Here is an 18445-nt window from a genome sequence, read left to right on the forward strand (position 1 = left end):
ACACTTTCATTGACTGATCCACCGCATTCGCGAGCAAGCCCGCTCCCACATGGGGGGCGGTGTTTGCCGGGAATGTGTGAACCAAAAACAGAAACCCCGGCGCTAGGCCGGGGCTTCTTTACATCGTTACAGCTTAAACCAGTGCAGCAATCGCCGCGTTCAGCGTGGCGCTTGGACGCATGGCCTTGCTGATCAGCTCGGCATCGGCGTGGTAGTAACCACCGATGTCCACTGGCTTGCCCTGAACGGCGTTGAGCTCGGCAACGATGGTTGCTTCGTTCTCGGTCAGGGTCTTGGCCAGAGGTGCGAACTGCGCTTGCAGTGCAGTGTCTTCGGTCTGGGCGGCCAGGGCCTGGGCCCAGTACAGCGCCAGGTAGAAGTGGCTGCCGCGGTTGTCGATGTTGCCGACTTTACGCGATGGCGACTTGTTGTTGTCCAGGAACAGGCCGGTCGCCTGGTCCAGGGTCTTGGCCAGAACCAGCGCCTTGGCGTTGTCGTAGGTCACGCCCAGGTGTTCCAGGGAAGCGGCCAGGGCCAGGAACTCGCCCAGGGAATCCCAGCGCAGGAAGTTCTCTTCCAGCAGCTGCTGAACGTGCTTCGGAGCCGAACCGCCGGCGCCGGTTTCGAACAGGCCACCGCCGTTCATCAGCGGCACGATCGACAGCATCTTGGCGCTGGTGCCCAGTTCCATGATCGGGAACAGGTCGGTCAGGTAGTCACGCAGAACGTTACCGGTTACCGAGATGGTGTCCTTGCCTTCGCGGGTGCGCTGCAGGGTGTACTTCATCGCGGCGACTGGCGCCATGATCTGGATGTCCAGACCGGCAGTGTCGTGATCCTTCAGGTAGGCCTGAACTTTCTCGATCACCACGCCGTCGTGAGCGCGCATCGGGTCCAGCCAGAAAATGGCCGGAGTGGCGCTTGCGCGGGCACGGTTGACGGCCAGCTTGACCCAGTCCTGGATCGGCGCGTCTTTGGTCTGGCACATGCGGAAGATGTCGCCGGCCTCAACAGCCTGCTCCATCAGTACCACGCCTTTGCTGTCGGTTACGCGAACCACGCCGTCGACCTTGATCTGGAAGGTCTTGTCGTGGGAGCCGTATTCTTCGGCTTTCTTGGCCATCAGACCAACGTTAGGCACGCTGCCCATGGTAGTCGGATCGAACGCACCGTTGGCCTTGCAGTCTTCGATCACTGCCTGATAGATGGTGGCGTAGCAACGGTCCGGGATCACGGCCTTGGTGTCGTGCAGTTGGCCGTCGGTGCCCCACATCTTGCCGGAGTCACGGATCATGGCCGGCATCGAGGCGTCGACGATGACGTCGCTCGGCACGTGCAGGTTGGTGATGCCCTTGTCGGAGTTGACCATCGCCAGCGAAGGACGAACGGCGTACACCGCCTGGATGTCGGCTTCGATGGCAGCTTGCTGCTCGGCCGGCAGGGATTTGATGCGGGCGTACAGGTCGCCGATGCCGTTGTTCAGGTTGAAGCCGATCTGCGCCAGCACGTCAGCGTGCTTGGCCAGGGCGTCTTTATAGAACTCGGCAACGATCTGGCCGAACATGATCGGGTCGGAGACCTTCATCATGGTGGCTTTGAGGTGAACCGACAGCAGCACGCCTTGTTGCTTGGCGCTTTCGATTTCAGCGGCGATGAAAGCACGCAGGGCGTTTTTGCTCATCACGGCGCAGTCGAGGATCTCGCCAGCCTGAACGCTGGTTTTTTCTTTCAGGACGGTCGCGGTGCCGTCTTTCGCGATCAGCTCGATCTTCACGGTGTCAGCGGCGTCGATCAGGGCGGCTTTTTCGCTGCCGTAGAAGTCGCCGGTGCTCATGTGGGCAACGTGGGACTTGGAGTCGGCAGCCCAGGCGCCCATTTTGTGCGGGTGCTTGCGAGCGTAGTTCTTGACCGACAGCGGTGCGCGGCGGTCGGAGTTGCCTTCGCGCAGAACCGGGTTCACGGCGCTGCCCTTGACCTTGTCGTAACGGGCCTTGACGTCTTTGTCAGCATCGCTGGTCACGGTTTCCGGGTAGTCCGGCAAGTTGTAACCCTGGGCTTGCAGTTCCTTGATCGCGGCTTGCAGCTGCGGAACCGAGGCACTGATGTTCGGCAATTTGATGATGTTGGCTTCAGGCGTAATAGCCAGTTCGCCCAGTTCGGCGAGGTGGTCTGCTACGGCTTTGTCGCCCAGTTGCTCGGGGAAGCTGGAAAGGATGCGCCCTGCAAGAGAGATATCGCGGGTTTCAACGGCGATATCAGCCGAGGCGGTGAAGGCCTCTACGATAGGCAACAGTGAATAGGTGGCGAGGGCGGGAGCTTCGTCGGTGAAGGTATAGATGATCTTCGAGCGGGTGGGCATATTCGGATTAACTCTCTCTTCTTTGCTAAAGCGTGCGCAGAAACTCGAGGGCGCCGGGTAAGCGCGTTCGTTCAAAGTCATCCATGAGCCGAATATCGAGGTTTCGTTGCTGTGATGTTGGGTGCATCAGTAGGGCGTCAACTAGCCGGGCTGCGATAACAGACCGACATTTCAGGTTCAAAGCCTCGTCATGGAGCACTCGAACCGTCGTGACCCTTTGGTCAGCGGCGGCATTATACATAGGTAGCTGGCAATCTGCCGATGGTTCATACGCAACGAATCTCGTCCATTGGTCTAAAGGTCGCAGGGGCGGGTCGCAAGCGGCGTCATTCGTCGTGCTTGAAAATGGCGCTTTTCCCTTTGCTTTCAGGCTTGTAGCGCGCCAATTACAAGGCTCGAAGGCAGATCGTCGGAACATAGGGTTTGCGCGTTGATTTAACTGGGTTACGCTCGAACCAAGCCAGATGTTCAATCCAATCGATGGAGTTCAGCATGGGTTACAAGAAGATTCAGGTTCCAGCCGTCGGTGACAAAATCACCGTCAACGCAGACCATTCTCTCAATGTTCCTGACAATCCGATCATCCCGTTCATCGAAGGCGACGGTATTGGCGTCGACGTCAGTCCCGTCATGATCAAAGTGGTTGATGCTGCCGTGGAAAAGGCCTATGGGGGCAAGCGCAAGATTTCCTGGATGGAAGTCTATGCCGGCGAAAAAGCCACCCAGGTTTATGACCAGGACACCTGGCTGCCCCAGGAAACCCTGGATGCCGTCAAAGATTACGTGGTCTCCATCAAGGGGCCCCTGACCACCCCGGTCGGCGGTGGTATCCGTTCCCTCAACGTTGCCCTGCGCCAGCAACTGGACCTGTATGTCTGCCTGCGTCCGGTCGTATGGTTCGACGGTGTACCAAGCCCGGTGAAAAAACCAGGCGACGTCGACATGGTGATCTTCCGCGAAAACTCCGAAGACATTTATGCAGGTATCGAGTGGAAGGCCGGTTCGCCTGAAGCGACCAAAGTCATCAAGTTCCTGAAGGAAGAAATGGGTGTCACCAAGATCCGTTTCGACCAGGACTGCGGCATCGGCATCAAGCCGGTCTCGAAAGAAGGCACGGAGCGTCTGGTGCGCAAAGCGTTGCAGTACGTGGTGGACAACGATCGCAAGTCGCTGACCATCGTGCACAAGGGCAACATCATGAAGTTCACCGAAGGTGCCTTCAAGGATTGGGGCTACGAGATCGCGAAGAACGAATTCGGCGCCGAGCTGCTCGATGGCGGCCCGTGGATGAAGTTCAAGAACCCGAAAACCGGCCGTGAAGTCATCGTCAAGGATGCCATCGCCGACGCCATGCTCCAGCAGATCCTGCTGCGTCCGGCCGAATACGATGTGATCGCTACCCTGAACCTCAATGGTGACTACCTCTCCGACGCGCTGGCGGCGGAAGTGGGCGGTATCGGTATCGCACCGGGCGCCAACCTGTCCGACACCGTGGCCATGTTCGAGGCGACCCATGGCACCGCGCCCAAGTATGCCGGCAAGGACCAGGTCAACCCGGGTTCGGTGATTCTCTCGGCTGAGATGATGCTGCGTCACCTGGGCTGGACCGAGGCGGCGGACCTGATCATCAAGGGCACCAATGGCGCAATCAAGGCCAAGACCGTGACCTATGACTTCGAACGTCTGATGGAAGGTGCCACCCTGGTGTCGTCTTCCGGCTTCGGTGAAGCGCTGATCAAGCACATGTAATACGCCCGTTCAGGCAACGAAAAAACCGCCCGGCTCAGTGAGCCGGGCGGTTTTTTAATGACTGGATTACGGGCGGTTCGGTCAGCTCAGTGCAGTGTCATGGGCGCTGTTGGGCGCCGCGACTGCCGCTGCATCAGCGTTCTTGACCGCGGCGTCGTGAATCTCGACCGCGTGCAGACCCTTGGGTCCCTGGATGATATTGAAGGAGACAGCCTGGCCTGCCTTCAGTGTCTTGTAGCCATCCATCTTGATGGCCGAGTAGTGGGCAAACAGGTCTTCTGTCTTGCCGTCCTCATTGATGAAGCCGTATCCCTTGGCATTGTTGAACCATTTCACCTTGCCGAACGCCATGCTCATATCCCTCTGCAACAGACCCCATCACTGGAGTATCATCCAGTCCATCCGCAGTCGTTTTTCGAAAAGAAGTTGACTCCGCGGATCTTTTTTACCCACTGTGGGCTCTATTGGTTGTAACACCGTTTTGCCGATAGTCAAGTTGACCCGGCAGTCGGAGTTGAAATCGCCCGGGGCCGCCCCCACCACTGTATTCGCACAACAGACGAACCTTTCTTTCCATGCATGCAATCAGCCAGATTCGACTAACATTCAATCAGGATCGCCCGTTTCTCCAAAAGGACCACCCGGAGGAACACGACGACGATTCCGCAGGCATTGCTGTTCAGGAGGCCAAGCCTGCTTTACAGGCGCCGCCAATGTACAAGGTGGTTTTGTTTAATGATGACTACACACCGATGGATTTCGTCGTCGAAGTGCTCGAGGTGTTTTTTAACCTGAATCGCGAGCTGGCGACCAAGGTCATGCTGGCCGTCCATACCGAAGGACGGGCAGTATGTGGAGTGTTTACCCGCGACATCGCCGAGACCAAGGCCATGCAGGTCAACCAGTACGCCAGGGAAAGCCAGCATCCGCTACTCTGTGAAATCGAGAAGGACGGTTAATCGCCGGACACTTGGGTATGAGGTGAAGCTATGTTAAACCGCGAGCTCGAAGTCACCCTCAATCTTGCCTTCAAGGAGGCACGTTCGAAGCGTCATGAGTTCATGACCGTCGAGCATCTCCTGCTGGCCCTATTGGATAATGAGGCTGCCGCCACCGTTTTGCGTGCGTGCGGCGCAAACCTCGACAAACTCAAGCATGATCTGCAGGAGTTCATCGACTCCACCACGCCATTGATCCCCGTACATGACGAAGATCGCGAAACCCAGCCAACCCTGGGCTTCCAGCGTGTCCTGCAACGTGCTGTGTTTCACGTACAGAGCTCGGGCAAACGTGAAGTGACTGGCGCCAACGTGCTGGTCGCGATCTTCAGTGAGCAAGAGAGTCAGGCAGTGTTCCTGCTGAAACAGCAGAGCGTTGCCCGTATCGATGTCGTCAACTACATCGCCCACGGCATTTCCAAAGTGCCAGGGCACGGCGATCACTCCGAGGGCGAACAAGATATGCAGGACGACGAGGGCGGCGAGTCTTCTTCTTCAAGCAATCCTCTGGATGCCTATGCCAGCAACCTCAATGAGCTCGCGCGCCAAGGGCGTATCGACCCATTGGTGGGTCGTGAGCTGGAAGTCGAGCGCGTTGCGCAGATCCTGGCGCGTCGTCGCAAGAACAATCCGCTGCTGGTGGGCGAGGCGGGCGTGGGTAAAACCGCGATTGCCGAAGGCTTGGCCAAACGCATTGTCGACAACCAGGTGCCTGACCTGCTGAGCAACAGCGTCGTTTATTCCCTGGATCTGGGTGCGCTGCTCGCCGGTACCAAGTACCGCGGTGATTTCGAGAAGCGCTTCAAGGCGCTGCTCAACGAGCTGAAAAAACGTCCGCAGGCCATCCTGTTCATCGACGAAATCCACACCATCATCGGTGCGGGTGCCGCGTCAGGTGGCGTCATGGATGCCTCGAACCTGCTCAAGCCACTGCTGTCCTCCGGTGATATCCGTTGCATCGGTTCGACCACCTTCCAGGAATTCCGCGGAATCTTCGAGAAGGATCGTGCCCTGGCACGGCGCTTCCAGAAGGTCGATGTGACAGAGCCTTCGGTGGAAGACACCATCGGCATCCTGCGCGGCCTGAAAGGGCGGTTCGAAACCCACCACAACATCGAATACAGCGATGAAGCCCTGCGTGCCGCTGCCGAACTGGCGTCGCGCTACATCAATGACCGGCACATGCCGGACAAGGCCATCGACGTCATCGACGAGGCGGGCGCCTATCAGCGCTTGCAGCCGGTCGAGAAGCGCGTCAAGCGTATCGAAGTGCCTCAGGTCGAGGACATCGTCGCGAAAATCGCGCGGATTCCGCCAAAACACGTCACCAGCTCCGACAAGGAACTGCTGCGTAACCTGGAACGTGACCTGAAACTGACCGTGTTCGGTCAAGATGCGGCGATCGATTCGCTGGCCACCGCGATCAAGCTGTCTCGTGCGGGCCTCAAGTCGCCGGACAAGCCGGTCGGTTCGTTCCTGTTCGCAGGGCCTACCGGTGTCGGCAAGACCGAAGCGGCGCGGCAACTGGCCAAGGCGCTGGGTGTCGAGCTGGTTCGCTTCGACATGTCCGAGTACATGGAGCGCCACACCGTATCGCGTCTGATCGGTGCGCCTCCAGGTTATGTCGGGTTCGACCAGGGCGGTCTGCTGACCGAAGCCATCACCAAGCAACCGCACTGCGTGCTGCTGCTCGATGAAATCGAGAAGGCGCATCCGGAAGTCTTCAACCTGCTGCTGCAGGTCATGGACCACGGTACGCTGACCGACAACAACGGGCGCAAGGCGGATTTCCGTAACGTGATCGTCATCATGACGACCAACGCCGGTGCGGAAACCGCGGCACGTGCTTCGATCGGCTTCACGCTGCAGGATCACTCTTCCGATGCGATGGAAGTGATCAAGAAGAGCTTCACGCCTGAGTTCCGCAACCGTCTGGACACCATCATCCAGTTCGGTCGCCTCAGCCATGAAGTCATCAAGAGCGTGGTGGACAAGTTCCTTATCGAACTTCAGGCACAACTGGAAGACAAGCGCGTACTGCTGGAAGTTACCGATGCTGCTCGCAGCTGGCTGGCGGCCGGTGGTTACGACGCGATGATGGGTGCTCGACCCATGGCACGCCTGATTCAGGACAAGATCAAGCGTCCATTGGCGGAGGAGATTCTCTTTGGCGAGCTGGCCGAACATGGCGGTGTAGTACACATCGACATCAAGGACGGCGAACTGACCTTCGACTTCGAGACCACGGCCGAGATGGCCTGAGGTTAGACCGCAACAAAACAAAAAGGCGCCGATTGGCGCCTTTTTGTTGTCCGTTCAATCCGAAACACAACCCATACTCTGTAGGAGCCGAGCTTGCTCGCGATAGCGACCTGACAGTCGACATCAATGTTGAATGTTAGTCCGTCATCGCGAGCAAGCTCGGCTCCTACAGAAGGGCAGTGGGTGAGCGTCAAATCGCAGACAAACAAAAACGCCCGGCATCAGCCGGGCGTCTTGTATTGACTTGCTTAGCGAGCGCGGTAAGTGATGCGCCCTTTGCTCAAGTCATAGGGCGTCAGCTCGACGCGCACTTTGTCACCGGTAAGAATACGAATGTAGTTCTTGCGCATCTTGCCGGAGATATGCGCGGTAACGACGTGCCCATTTTCCAATTCCACGCGAAACATGGTGTTTGGCAGGGTGTCGACGACAGTGCCTTCCATTTCGAAGCTGTCTTCTTTCGACATGCAGTAAAGCCCTCGGTGTCCAGTGAATGGCCCGGTGCAACTGCGCCAGGCAAAAGCGGCGTGCATTGTGCCCGAAAAGTAGGGGTCAAGCCAAGGGGTTTAAAGGGCTGCGCTAGTTCAAAACAACCCAGCGCTGGTTTACCAGCAGCTCGATTGGACGATATTGGGTCTTGTAGCTCATTTTTTTGCAGTTTTTGATCCAGTAGCCCAGATACACCGCTTCCAGCCCCAAACGCCGGGCCTCGGCAATCTGCCAGAGAATGGCGAACCGCCCCAGGCTACGTCGTTCTTCTTCGGGTTCGTAGAAGGTGTAGACCGCCGACAGACCGTTCGGCAGAAGGTCGGTGACGGCAATCGCTACCAGTCGGCCATCGAGGCGGAATTCATAGAAACGCGAAAACGGCAGGTCGCGCACCAGGAAGGTCGAAAACTGATCGCGACTGGGTGGGTACATGTCGCCGTCGGCGTGCCGCTGTTCGATGTAACGCTGGTAAAGGTCGAAGTACTCTTCGCTGAAGCCGGGCCTGGCCGGGCGTACCTGCAAGTCGGCGTTGCGCTTGAAAATGCGTTTCTGCTGGCGGTTTGGCGTGAACTGCGCCACGGGAATGCGCGCCGGTACGCACGCATTGCAGTTCTGGCAATGAGGTCGATACAGATGGTCGCCACTGCGACGGAAACCCATTTCCGACAGGTCTGCATAGACATGCACATCCATGGGCTGGCTGGGATCGAGGAACAGGGTCGTGGCCTGCTCCTCAGGCAGATAGCTGCAAGAGTGGGGCTGAGTGGCATAGAACTTCAAACGCGCCAACTCGGTCATGATCAACCCTCGGGATAAGCTTTTGATTAATTGTAAGCCACGCTGGGGAAAGTCGCTCAGCAAACCCAGGTGGCGCGGTTAGGCCGATCCAGATACTGCGCCAAGTAGCCGGCGAACGCGCTGCGGGGAATGGACCGTGCGCCCAGGCTGTGCAGATGATCGGTCGGCATCTGGCAGTCGATCAGCACGAAGCCTGATTCCTTGAGGTGGCGCACCAGTGTCGCGAAGCCGAATTTGGAGGCGTTGTCGGCACGGCTGAACATCGACTCACCGAAAAACAGCTGCCCCATCGCCAGGCCATACAGGCCGCCGACGAGCACGCCCTGGTCCCAGACTTCCACCGAATGCGCGTAACCGCGTTTGTGCAGTTGCAGGTAGGCGTCCTGCATGGCTTCGGTGATCCAGGTGCCGTCGGCGTATTCCCGTGGTGCGGCGCAGGCGTGGATGACTGCGGCGAAATCCTTGTCGAAAGTCACCTGATAGCGTTGTTGGCGCAGCAATTTGTTCAGGCTGCGGGAAACATGCAGTTCGTCGGGAAACAAAACCGTGCGCGGGTCCGGCGACCACCAGAGGATCGGCTGACCTTCGGAGAACCAGGGAAAGCAGCCGTGGCGGTAAGCCTGGATCAACCGGTCGGCGGACAGATCGCCGCCAGCGGCCAGCAAACCGTTGGGGTCGCGCATGGCTTTTTCCAGCGGCGGGAAAGTCAGGGAGTTGCGTTGTAACCAAGTCAGCATGGCGTCCGGGCTTGCAGAAGGGGAGGGCGGTGGCGGGTATGAGGCCCGCCACCAGTGTGCCGTTAAACAGTTGGAATGTCGTCGAGGTATTTTTCCGCGTCAAGGGCTGCCATGCATCCGGCCCCGGCTGAGGTCACCGCCTGACGATAAACGTGATCGGCGACGTCGCCGGCGGCAAACACCCCGGGGATGGCGGTCGAGGTGGCATCGCCTTCGCTGCCGCCCTTGACCAGCAAGTAGCCGTCGCGCATTTCCAGCTGGCCGACGAACAGATCGGTATTGGGTTTGTGGCCAATGGCGATGAACACACCCGCCAGCGCCAGTTCAGTGATCTCGCCGCTGTGACTGTCACGCAGACGGGCGCCGGTCACACCGCTGGAGTCGCCCAGCACCTCATCCAGGTTCTGGTTCCAGTGCAGGCGAACATTGCCGTTGGCGGCCTTGTCGAAGAGCTTGTCCTGAAGAATCTTCTCCGAGCGCAACTTGTCGCGACGGTGAATCAGATGAACTTCCTTGGCGATGTTCGACAGATACAACGCTTCTTCGACGGCGGTATTGCCACCACCGACCACGGCGACCACCTGATTGCGATAAAAGAAGCCATCGCAGGTCGCGCAGGCGGAAACGCCCTTGCCGGCAAATGTCTCTTCCGAAGGCAGGCCCAGATACTGTGCCGATGCGCCGGTGGCAATAATCAGTGCATCACAGGTGTAAGTGTCACTATCGCCGGTCAATTCGAACGGGCGTTGTTGCAACTTGGCCGTGTAGATATGGTCGTAAACAATCTGTGTGTCGAAGCGTTCGGCGTGTCGTTGCATGCGGTCCATCAGGACCGGGCCGGTGAGCCCTTCGACATCGCCCGGCCAGTTGTCGACTTCGACCGTGGTCGTGAGCTGGCCACCTGCCTGTATGCCAGTGATGACAACGGGCTTGAGGTTGGCGCGGGCGGCATACACGGCGGCGCTATAACCGGCGGGGCCGGAGCCGAGAATGATCAGGCGGTGATGTTGCGCTGCGCTCATAAAAACACCTCATAAGCCTTTGTCACAAAAGAAAATGCATGCTCAAATTGAGCCGCATGTATCGGGCTTTTGACTATGCTGCTTACAGTGTTTCAAACATGGCATCGAACGAACAAACCCGTACAATGCCCGGTTGAAACAGCGTCTGTAACAAAATAAGCGTTGCGCCTCGTGTTTATAAAAGCCGGGGCGCAGTGTTAAAAGTAGTCCCAGTTGAGCGTATTCACTTTTTTACCTGCCTGGATTGGGCAGTTTTTAGACATTCACCAGATGGACGCGCCTTTGGCGCAGGAATAGAAGCGTTTTGAAGAAATCCACCGAAGCACCCAAGACAGTCGTTCCGCTCTGGCGCCAGCACTTGCACTACCGACTCAAGGAAGGTGCATTGATCGCCATCGGTGCGTTGTGCCTGTTCCTGATGATGGCCTTGCTGACCTATGGCAAGGACGATCCGGGCTGGAGCCACAACAGCAAGATCGACGACGTGCAGAATTTCGGCGGCCCGGCGGGCTCCTACAGTGCCGACATCCTGTTCATGGTGCTGGGTTACTTCGCTTACATCTTCCCGTTGTTGCTCGCCATCAAGGCTTACCAGATCTTCCGTCAGCGCCACGAGCCGTGGCAGTGGAGCGGCTGGCTGTTCTCCTGGCGCCTGATCGGCCTGGTGTTCCTGGTCCTGTCCGGCGCCGCCCTGGCGCATATCCATTTCCATGCCGCGACCGGCCTGCCTGCCGGTGCTGGCGGTGCGCTGGGCGAAAGCCTGGGGGATCTGGCCCGTAACGCCCTGAATATCCAGGGCAGCACGCTTTTGTTCATTGCCCTGTTCCTGTTCGGCCTGACGGTGTTCACCGACCTGTCGTGGTTCAAGGTGATGGACATCACCGGCAAGATCACCCTCGATCTGTTCGAACTGTTCCAGGGCGCTGCCAATCGCTGGTGGGCGGCCCGTACCGAGCGTAAACAGTTGGTCGCGCAATTGCGCGAAGTCGATGATCGCGTGCATGACGTGGTCGCGCCGACCGTCACCGACAAGCGCGAGCAGGCCAAGGTCAAGGAGCGTCTGATCGAGCGCGAGCAGGCCCTGAGCAAGCATATGTCCGAGCGCGAGAAGCAGGTGCCGCCGGTCATCGCCCCGGCACCGGTCAAGCCGCCAGCGCCGAGCAAGCGCGTGGAGAAAGAGAAACAGGCGCCGTTGTTCGTCGACAGCGCCGTGGAAGGCACCTTGCCGCCGATCTCGATTCTCGACCCCGCGGAAAAGAAACAACTCAATTACTCGCCGGAATCACTGGCCGCTGTCGGCCACCTGCTGGAAATCAAACTCAAGGAGTTCGGCGTCGAAGTCACCGTGGATTCGATTCACCCGGGTCCGGTGATTACCCGTTACGAAATCCAGCCGGCAGCCGGGGTCAAGGTCAGCCGCATCGCCAACCTCGCCAAAGACCTTGCGCGTTCCCTGGCCGTGACCAGTGTGCGTGTAGTCGAGGTGATTCCGGGCAAGACCACCGTCGGTATCGAGATTCCCAACGAGGACCGGCAGATCGTGCGCTTCTCCGAAGTGCTGTCGACCCCCGAGTACGACAACTTCAAGTCGCCGGTCACCCTGGCCCTGGGTCACGACATCGGCGGCAAGCCGGTCATCACCGACCTTGCGAAAATGCCTCACCTGCTGGTGGCCGGTACCACCGGTTCCGGTAAGTCGGTGGGTGTGAACGCGATGATCCTGTCGATCCTGTTCAAGTCCGGGCCTGAAGACGCCAAGATGATCATGATCGACCCGAAGATGCTCGAACTGTCGATCTACGAAGGCATTCCGCACCTGCTGTGCCCGGTGGTCACCGACATGAAGGACGCGGCCAACGCCCTGCGCTGGAGCGTTGCCGAGATGGAGCGCCGCTACAAGTTGATGGCGAAGATGGGCGTACGAAACCTGTCGGGCTTCAATGCCAAGGTCAAGGAAGCCATCGACGCCGGCGAGCCATTGAGCGATCCGCTGTACAAACGCGAGAACATCCACGACGAAGCGCCGCTGTTGCAGAAGCTGCCAACCATCGTGGTGGTGGTCGACGAATTCGCCGACATGATGATGATCGTCGGCAAGAAGGTTGAAGAACTGATCGCTCGTATCGCCCAGAAAGCGCGTGCGGCCGGTATCCACCTGATTCTCGCGACCCAGCGTCCGTCGGTGGATGTGATCACCGGTCTGATCAAGGCCAACATCCCGACCCGCATGGCGTTCCAGGTGTCGAGCAAGATCGACTCGCGGACCATCATCGACCAGGGCGGCGCCGAGCAACTGCTGGGTCACGGTGACATGCTCTACATGCCGCCAGGCACCAGCCTGCCGATCCGGGTTCACGGCGCGTTTGTTTCCGACGATGAAGTGCATCGCGTGGTGGAGGCCTGGAAACTGCGCGGCGCGCCGGAGTACAACGACGACATCCTCAACGGTGTCGAAGAGGCGGGCAGTGGTTTCGAAGGCAGCAGCGGTGGCGGCGACGGCGACGATCCCGAGGCTGACGCGCTGTATGACGAGGCGGTGCAGTTCGTTCTGGAAAGCCGCCGCGCTTCCATTTCCGCGGTTCAGCGCAAGCTGAAGATCGGCTACAACCGCGCCGCGCGCATGATCGAAGCCATGGAAATGGCCGGGGTCGTGACAGCCATGAACACCAACGGTTCGCGTGAAGTCCTGGCCCCTGGCCCGGTGCGCGACTGACCGAATTTGAAAGGGTGGGGCCGTCTGGCACCACCCGCACTCCCACGAATGTTATGAGGACTCCCATGCGTCTGATCCGCATGTTGTTGCTGCCGGTACTGGCTTTGACCACCCTCTCGGCCCACGCCGATGACAAGGACGTGGCGCGTCTGACTCAGTTGCTGGAAAAATCCCAGACCCTGAGCGCACGTTTCTCCCAACTGACCCTCGACGGTTCCGGCACCCAGTTGCAGGAAACCGCCGGGCAGATGTCGCTGCAGCGTCCGGGCCTGTTCTACTGGCACACCGATGCACCGCAGGAGCAGCTTGTTGTTTCGGACGGCGCCAAGGTCACCTTGTGGGACCCGGACCTCGAGCAGGCGACCATCAAGAAGCTGGATGTGCGCCTGACCCAGACCCCGGCCCTGTTGCTGTCCGGTGACGTGTCCAAGATCAGCCAGAGCTTCGACATCAGCGCCAAGGAAGCCGGCGGCGTGATCGACTTCACCCTCAAGCCGAAAACCAAGGACACCCTGTTCGACAGCCTGCGTCTGTCGTTCCGCAACGGTCTGGTCAACGATATGCAACTGATCGACAGCGTCGGCCAGCGCACCAACATCCTGTTCACCGGCGTGAAGGCCAACGAACCGATCCCGGCGTCCAAGTTCAAGTTCGATGTACCCAAGGGTGCGGACGTAATCCAGGAATAAGACACAACCCCCTGTAGGAGCGAATTCATTCGCGATGGTCGTCAACGATAACGCTGGAAGCCTGACACCCAGCGGTGCCCCTGAGCCCATCGCGAATGAATTCGCTCCTACAGGGGATTTGATCAAGGCAATGAGGTTTCATAAGCAGTGATGGACCTGTTTCGCAGTGCCCCGATCTCCCAGCCACTGGCCGCGCGTTTGCGTGCGACTAATCTGGACGAGTACGTCGGTCAGGAGCATGTGCTCGCTCGCGGCAAGCCTTTGCGTGAGGCCCTGGAGCAGGGTGCACTGCATTCCATGATCTTCTGGGGACCGCCCGGGGTAGGCAAGACCACCCTGGCGCGGTTGCTGGCAGAAGTCTCGGATGCGCACTTCGAAACGGTCTCGGCGGTGCTGGCCGGGGTCAAGGAAATCCGGCAGGCGGTGGAAATCGCCAAGCAACAGGCCGCGCAGTACGGCCGCCGCACCATCCTGTTCGTCGACGAAGTTCACCGCTTCAACAAATCCCAGCAGGATGCGTTCCTGCCCTATGTCGAGGATGGCACGCTGATTTTCATCGGCGCGACCACCGAAAACCCCTCGTTCGAACTCAACAACGCCTTGCTCTCCCGTGCCCGCGTCTATGTGCTGAAAAGCCTCGACGAAACGGCGCTGCGCAAACTGGTGCACCGTGCGCTCACTGAAGAGCGAGGGTTGGGCAAACGCAATCTGACCCTCAGCGATGAAGGCTTCCAGATGCTGTTGTCGGCCGCCGATGGCGATGGCCGGCGCTTGCTGAACCTGCTGGAAAACGCCTCGGATCTGGCCGAAGACAACAGCGAGATGGGCGTCGATCTGCTGCAAAGCCTGCTCGGCGATACCCGCCGCCGTTTCGACAAGGGCGGCGAAGCCTTCTACGACCAGATCTCCGCGCTGCACAAGTCGGTGCGCGGCTCCAACCCTGACGGTGCGCTGTACTGGTTTGCGCGGATGATCGACGGCGGTTGCGATCCGCTGTACTTGGCCCGGCGCGTGGTGCGCATGGCCAGTGAAGACATCGGCAACGCCGACCCTCGCGCCCTGAGCTTGTGCCTGGCAGCGTGGGAAGTGCAGGAGCGCCTGGGCAGTCCCGAAGGCGAGCTGGCGGTGGCCCAGGCCATCACCTATCTGGCCTGCGCTCCGAAAAGCAACGCGGTGTACATGGGCTTCAAGACCGCGCTGCGTGCCGCCGCCGAACACGGCTCGCTGGAAGTGCCGCTGCACCTGCGCAACGCGCCGACCAAGCTTATGAAGCAGCTGGGCTACGGCGACGAGTACCGCTACGCCCACGACGAACCGGACGCCTACGCCGCCGGTGAAGACTATTTCCCGGAAGAACTCGACCCGATTCCGTTCTACCAGCCGGTGCCTCGCGGCCTGGAATTGAAGATCGGCGAGAAGCTCAACCATCTGGCTCAACTCGATCGTCTAAGCCCCCGGCAGCGGAGAAAATAGTGGTTCCCCTGATCATTGCGGTTTCCGTCGGCGGGATGGCCGGCACCCTGTTGCGCTTCGCCACGGGTAACTGGATCAACGCGAATTGGCCGCGGCACTTCTATACCGCGACGCTGGCCGTTAATATCGTGGGCTGTTTGCTGATCGGCGTTCTATACGGTCTGTTTTTGATTCGCCCGGAGGTGCCGATCGAGGTGCGTGCCGGGTTGATCGTCGGCTTCCTCGGAGGGCTGACAACTTTTTCATCCTTTTCACTGGATACGGTGCGTCTGCTGGAAAGCGGGCAAGTGCCGCTGGCCCTGGGCTATGCGGCCATCAGCGTATTCGGCGGGCTGCTCGCCACCTGGGCCGGCCTGTCCCTGACCAAACTTTGATAACGAGAAACCGACATGCTCGATTCCAAACTGTTACGTAGCAACCTTCAGGACGTAGCGGACCGCCTGGCTTCCCGTGGCTATGCCCTGGATGTCGCGCGCATCGAAGCGCTGGAAGAACAGCGCAAGACCGTCCAGACCCGCACCGAAGCACTGCAGGCTGAACGTAACGCGCGCTCCAAATCCATCGGTCAGGCCAAGCAGCGCGGCGAAGACATCGCGCCGTTGATGGCTGACGTCGAGCGCATGGCGAACGAGTTGAGTGCCGGTAAAACCGAACTGGACGCGATCCAGTCCGAGCTGGATTCGATCCTGCTGGGCATCCCCAACCTGCCGCACGAATCGGTGCCGGTCGGCGAAGACGAAGACGGCAACGTCGAAGTGCGCCGCTGGGGCACGCCGACCGCCTTCGATTTCCCGGTCCAGGACCATGTCGCCCTGGGCGAGAAATTCGGCTGGCTGGACTTCGAAACCGCCGCCAAGCTGTCCGGCGCACGCTTCGCCCTGCTGCGTGGCCCGATCGCCCGCCTGCACCGCGCCCTGGCGCAATTCATGATCAACCTGCACGTGACCGAGCACGGCTATGAAGAGGCTTACACGCCTTATCTGGTCCAGGCACCGGCCCTGCAAGGCACCGGTCAGTTGCCGAAGTTCGAGGAAGACCTGTTCAAGATCGGCCGCGAAGGCGAAGCCGACCTGTACCTGATCCCGACCGCCGAAGTGTCGCTGACCAACATCGTCGCCGGCGAAATCGTCGATTCGAAACTGCTGCCGATCAAGTTCGTCGCCCACACCCCGTGCTTCCGCAGCGAAGCCGGTGCATCGGGTCGTGACACCCGCGGCATGATTCGCCAACACCAGTTCGACAAGGTCGAGATGGTGCAGATCGTCGAGCCATCGAAATCGATGGAAGCGCTGGAAAGCCTGACTGCCAACGCCGAGAAAGTCCTGCAACTGCTGCAACTGCCTTACCGCACTCTGGCGCTGTGCACCGGCGACATGGGCTTCAGCGCGGTCAAGACCTATGACCTGGAAGTGTGGATTCCGAGCCAGGACAAGTACCGTGAAATTTCGTCGTGCTCCAACTGCGGCGACTTCCAGGCCCGTCGCATGCAGGCGCGTTTCCGCAACCCGGAAACCGGCAGGCCCGAACTGGTGCACACCCTGAACGGTTCCGGCCTGGCGGTCGGTCGTACTCTGGTGGCGGTGCTGGAAAACTACCAGCAGGCCGACGGTTCGATCCGCGTACCGGACGTGCTGAAGCCGTACATGGGTGGCCTCGAGGTCATCGGCTAAATGGACTATCTGCCGCTGTTCCATAACCTGCGCGGCAGTCGTGTGTTGGTCGTCGGCGGGGGGGAAATTGCCTTGCGCAAATCCCGCCTGCTGGCCGATGCCGGTGCGCTGCTGCGGGTGGTCGCACCTGAAATTGAACAGCAACTGCGCGAGTTGGTTGCTGCCAGCGCTGGCGAGTGCGTGCTGCGCGGTTACGCCGAGGCAGACCTGGACGGTTGCGGGCTGATCATTGCCGCCACCGATGACGAGTCGCTCAATGCGCAAGTGTCCGCCGATGCCCATCGGCGTTGCGTGCCGGTCAACGTGGTGGACGCGCCGTCCCTGTGCAGCGTGATCTTCCCGGCGATCGTCGACCGTTCGCCGCTGATCATTGCCGTGTCCAGCGGCGGCGATGCGCCGGTGCTGGCTCGACTGATCCGCGCCAAAATCGAAACCTGGATTCCTTCCACCTACGGCCAACTGGCCGGTCTGGCGGCGCGTTTCCGTCATCAGGTGAAAAAGCTGTTCCCGGATGTGCAGCAGCGTCGCGCGTTCTGGGAAGACGTTTTCCAGGGCCCGATTGCCGACCGGCAACTGGCCGGGCAGGGCGCCGAAGCCGAGCGTCTGTTGCAGGCGAAAGTGGATGGCGAGGCACCTGTGGCCACCGGCGAGGTGTATCTGGTGGGCGCGGGGCCTGGTGATCCTGACCTCTTGACCTTCCGTGCCTTGCGCCTGATGCAACAAGCCGACGTGGTGCTGTATGACCGTCTGGTAGCACCGGCGATCATCGAACTGTGCCGTCGCGATGCCGAGCGGGTTTACGTCGGCAAGCGTCGCGCCGATCACGCTGTGCCGCAGGATCAGATCAACCAGCAACTGGTGGATCTGGCCAAGGCGGGCAAGCGGGTGGTGCGGTTGAAGGGCGGTGACCCGTTCATCTTCGGTCGTGGCGGGGAAGAGATCGAGGAACTGGCGGCCCAGGGCATCCCGTTCCAGGTGGTGCCGGGCATCACCGCAGCCAGTGGTTGCGCGGCCTACGCCGGGATTCCGCTGACCCACCGCGACTACGCGCAATCGGTGCGTTTTGTCACCGGTCACCTCAAGGACGGCTCCACCGATCTGCCATGGGGGGACTTGGTGGCACCCGCACAGACCCTGGTGTTCTACATGGGACTGGTCGGTTTGCCGATCATCTGCGAGCAGCTGATTCAACACGGTCGTGCCGCCGATACCCCGGCGGCCTTGATCCAGCAAGGCACCACCGTCAATCAGCGGGTGTTCACCGGCACCCTGGCGGACCTGCCGCAACTGGTGGCGGAGCATGAAGTGCATGCGCCGACGCTGGTGATCGTGGGGGAAGTGGTGCAGTTGCGCGAGAAGCTGGCGTGGTTTGAAGGGGCGCAGGGGCAGGTCTAACAACCGCGTTGACCCTATCGCGAGCAGGCTCGCTCCCACAGGGGATTTGTGAACGACACAGATCCAGTGTGGGAGCGAGCCTGCTCGCGAT

Annotated in this window: 15 protein-coding genes; 9 read left to right on the top strand and 6 right to left on the bottom strand. The window is 59.9% G+C overall.

Annotated features, from left to right (window positions below):
- Positions 1–133 precede the first annotated feature (133 nt).
- Positions 134–2359 carry an NADP-dependent isocitrate dehydrogenase gene (locus tag ACW9JE_RS19415; protein ID WP_457433649.1) on the bottom strand — a complete coding sequence of 742 codons (2226 nt, stop codon included), beginning with the start codon at positions 2357–2359 and terminating at the stop codon, positions 134–136.
- A 492-nt stretch (positions 2360–2851) separates the two neighbouring features.
- Between ACW9JE_RS19415 and icd the strand changes: the two genes are divergently transcribed.
- Entirely contained in the window at positions 2852–4108 is a 1257-nt protein-coding gene (gene icd / locus ACW9JE_RS19420) for an NADP-dependent isocitrate dehydrogenase (protein ID WP_457433650.1), read from the top strand.
- 81 nt (positions 4109–4189) lie between these two features.
- Here the strand turns inward: icd and cspD are convergent, their stop codons facing one another.
- A complete protein-coding gene (cspD, locus tag ACW9JE_RS19425) occupies positions 4190–4459 on the bottom strand; it encodes a cold shock domain-containing protein CspD (RefSeq protein WP_263488022.1) in 270 nt (89 codons plus the stop codon).
- A gap of 224 nt (positions 4460–4683) precedes the next feature.
- On the opposite strand from cspD, the gene clpS reads away from it, so the two are divergent.
- The gene (gene clpS / locus ACW9JE_RS19430) at positions 4684–5067 is read left to right on the top strand and encodes an ATP-dependent Clp protease adapter ClpS (RefSeq protein WP_150768466.1); all 384 of its coding nucleotides are present in this window, start codon (positions 4684–4686) and stop codon (positions 5065–5067) included.
- Between the two features lie 30 nt (positions 5068–5097).
- On the top strand, positions 5098–7368 hold the full coding sequence (gene clpA, locus ACW9JE_RS19435; RefSeq protein ID WP_457433651.1) for an ATP-dependent Clp protease ATP-binding subunit ClpA: 2271 nt from the start codon (positions 5098–5100) through the stop codon (positions 7366–7368).
- Between the two features lie 248 nt (positions 7369–7616).
- Here clpA and infA read toward each other — a convergent pair whose 3' ends face one another.
- The 4 genes from infA to trxB all read right to left on the bottom strand — a co-directional run bounded on the left by infA (position 7617) and on the right by trxB (position 10414).
- Entirely contained in the window at positions 7617–7835 is a 219-nt protein-coding gene (infA, locus tag ACW9JE_RS19440) for a translation initiation factor IF-1 (protein ID WP_002553999.1), read from the bottom strand.
- Positions 7836–7947: 112 nt separating this feature from the next.
- Positions 7948–8655, bottom strand: a complete 708-nt coding sequence (locus tag ACW9JE_RS19445) for an arginyltransferase (protein WP_224539894.1) — start codon at positions 8653–8655, stop codon at positions 7948–7950.
- A gap of 56 nt (positions 8656–8711) precedes the next feature.
- Positions 8712–9392 (bottom strand): leucyl/phenylalanyl-tRNA--protein transferase, encoded by a 681-nt coding sequence (gene aat / locus ACW9JE_RS19450; protein WP_224539896.1) that lies wholly within the window; start codon positions 9390–9392, stop codon positions 8712–8714.
- A gap of 62 nt (positions 9393–9454) precedes the next feature.
- Positions 9455–10414, bottom strand: a complete 960-nt coding sequence (gene trxB / locus ACW9JE_RS19455) for a thioredoxin-disulfide reductase (protein WP_457433652.1) — start codon at positions 10412–10414, stop codon at positions 9455–9457.
- A gap of 304 nt (positions 10415–10718) precedes the next feature.
- Between trxB and ACW9JE_RS19460 the strand changes: the two genes are divergently transcribed.
- From ACW9JE_RS19460 to cysG, 6 genes are all read left to right on the top strand, one after another.
- Positions 10719–13127, top strand: coding sequence for a DNA translocase FtsK (locus ACW9JE_RS19460; RefSeq protein ID WP_457433653.1), 2409 nt, complete (start codon positions 10719–10721; stop codon positions 13125–13127).
- A 65-nt stretch (positions 13128–13192) separates the two neighbouring features.
- Positions 13193–13816: an outer membrane lipoprotein chaperone LolA gene (gene lolA, locus ACW9JE_RS19465; protein WP_224539902.1), complete on the top strand. Its 624-nt coding sequence runs from the start codon at positions 13193–13195 to the stop codon at positions 13814–13816.
- A gap of 150 nt (positions 13817–13966) precedes the next feature.
- Positions 13967–15289, top strand: coding sequence for a replication-associated recombination protein A (locus ACW9JE_RS19470; protein WP_224539909.1), 1323 nt, complete (start codon positions 13967–13969; stop codon positions 15287–15289).
- The gene (crcB, locus tag ACW9JE_RS19475) at positions 15289–15663 is read left to right on the top strand and encodes a fluoride efflux transporter CrcB (protein WP_075947929.1); all 375 of its coding nucleotides are present in this window, start codon (positions 15289–15291) and stop codon (positions 15661–15663) included. The genes ACW9JE_RS19470 and crcB overlap by 1 nt, the downstream gene beginning before the upstream one ends.
- A 15-nt stretch (positions 15664–15678) precedes the next feature.
- Complete coding sequence (gene serS / locus ACW9JE_RS19480) at positions 15679–16959, top strand: serine--tRNA ligase (RefSeq protein WP_457433654.1); 1281 nt, start codon at positions 15679–15681, stop codon at positions 16957–16959.
- Positions 16960–18354 (top strand): siroheme synthase CysG, encoded by a 1395-nt coding sequence (gene cysG, locus ACW9JE_RS19485; RefSeq protein ID WP_457433655.1) that lies wholly within the window; start codon positions 16960–16962, stop codon positions 18352–18354. It abuts the gene before it with no gap.
- Positions 18355–18445: the final 91 nt, after the last annotated feature.

This window comes from Pseudomonas sp. SDO55104_S430 (assembly GCF_054070595.1).

Coding starts and splice junctions, on each gene's coding strand:
- ACW9JE_RS19445 (WP_224539894.1), bottom strand. CDS start 8,655: ATGACCGAGTTGGCGCGTTTGAAGTTCTATGCCACTCAGCCCCACTCT.
- lolA (WP_224539902.1), top strand. CDS start 13,193: ATGCGTCTGATCCGCATGTTGTTGCTGCCGGTACTGGCTTTGACCACC.
- ACW9JE_RS19470 (WP_224539909.1), top strand. CDS start 13,967: ATGGACCTGTTTCGCAGTGCCCCGATCTCCCAGCCACTGGCCGCGCGT.
- cspD (WP_263488022.1), bottom strand. CDS start 4,459: ATGGCGTTCGGCAAGGTGAAATGGTTCAACAATGCCAAGGGATACGGC.
- cysG (WP_457433655.1), top strand. CDS start 16,960: ATGGACTATCTGCCGCTGTTCCATAACCTGCGCGGCAGTCGTGTGTTG.
- clpS (WP_150768466.1), top strand. CDS start 4,684: ATGCATGCAATCAGCCAGATTCGACTAACATTCAATCAGGATCGCCCG.
- aat (WP_224539896.1), bottom strand. CDS start 9,392: ATGCTGACTTGGTTACAACGCAACTCCCTGACTTTCCCGCCGCTGGAA.
- icd (WP_457433650.1), top strand. CDS start 2,852: ATGGGTTACAAGAAGATTCAGGTTCCAGCCGTCGGTGACAAAATCACC.
- clpA (WP_457433651.1), top strand. CDS start 5,098: ATGTTAAACCGCGAGCTCGAAGTCACCCTCAATCTTGCCTTCAAGGAG.
- infA (WP_002553999.1), bottom strand. CDS start 7,835: ATGTCGAAAGAAGACAGCTTCGAAATGGAAGGCACTGTCGTCGACACC.
- trxB (WP_457433652.1), bottom strand. CDS start 10,414: ATGAGCGCAGCGCAACATCACCGCCTGATCATTCTCGGCTCCGGCCCC.
- ACW9JE_RS19415 (WP_457433649.1), bottom strand. CDS start 2,359: ATGCCCACCCGCTCGAAGATCATCTATACCTTCACCGACGAAGCTCCC.
- serS (WP_457433654.1), top strand. CDS start 15,679: ATGCTCGATTCCAAACTGTTACGTAGCAACCTTCAGGACGTAGCGGAC.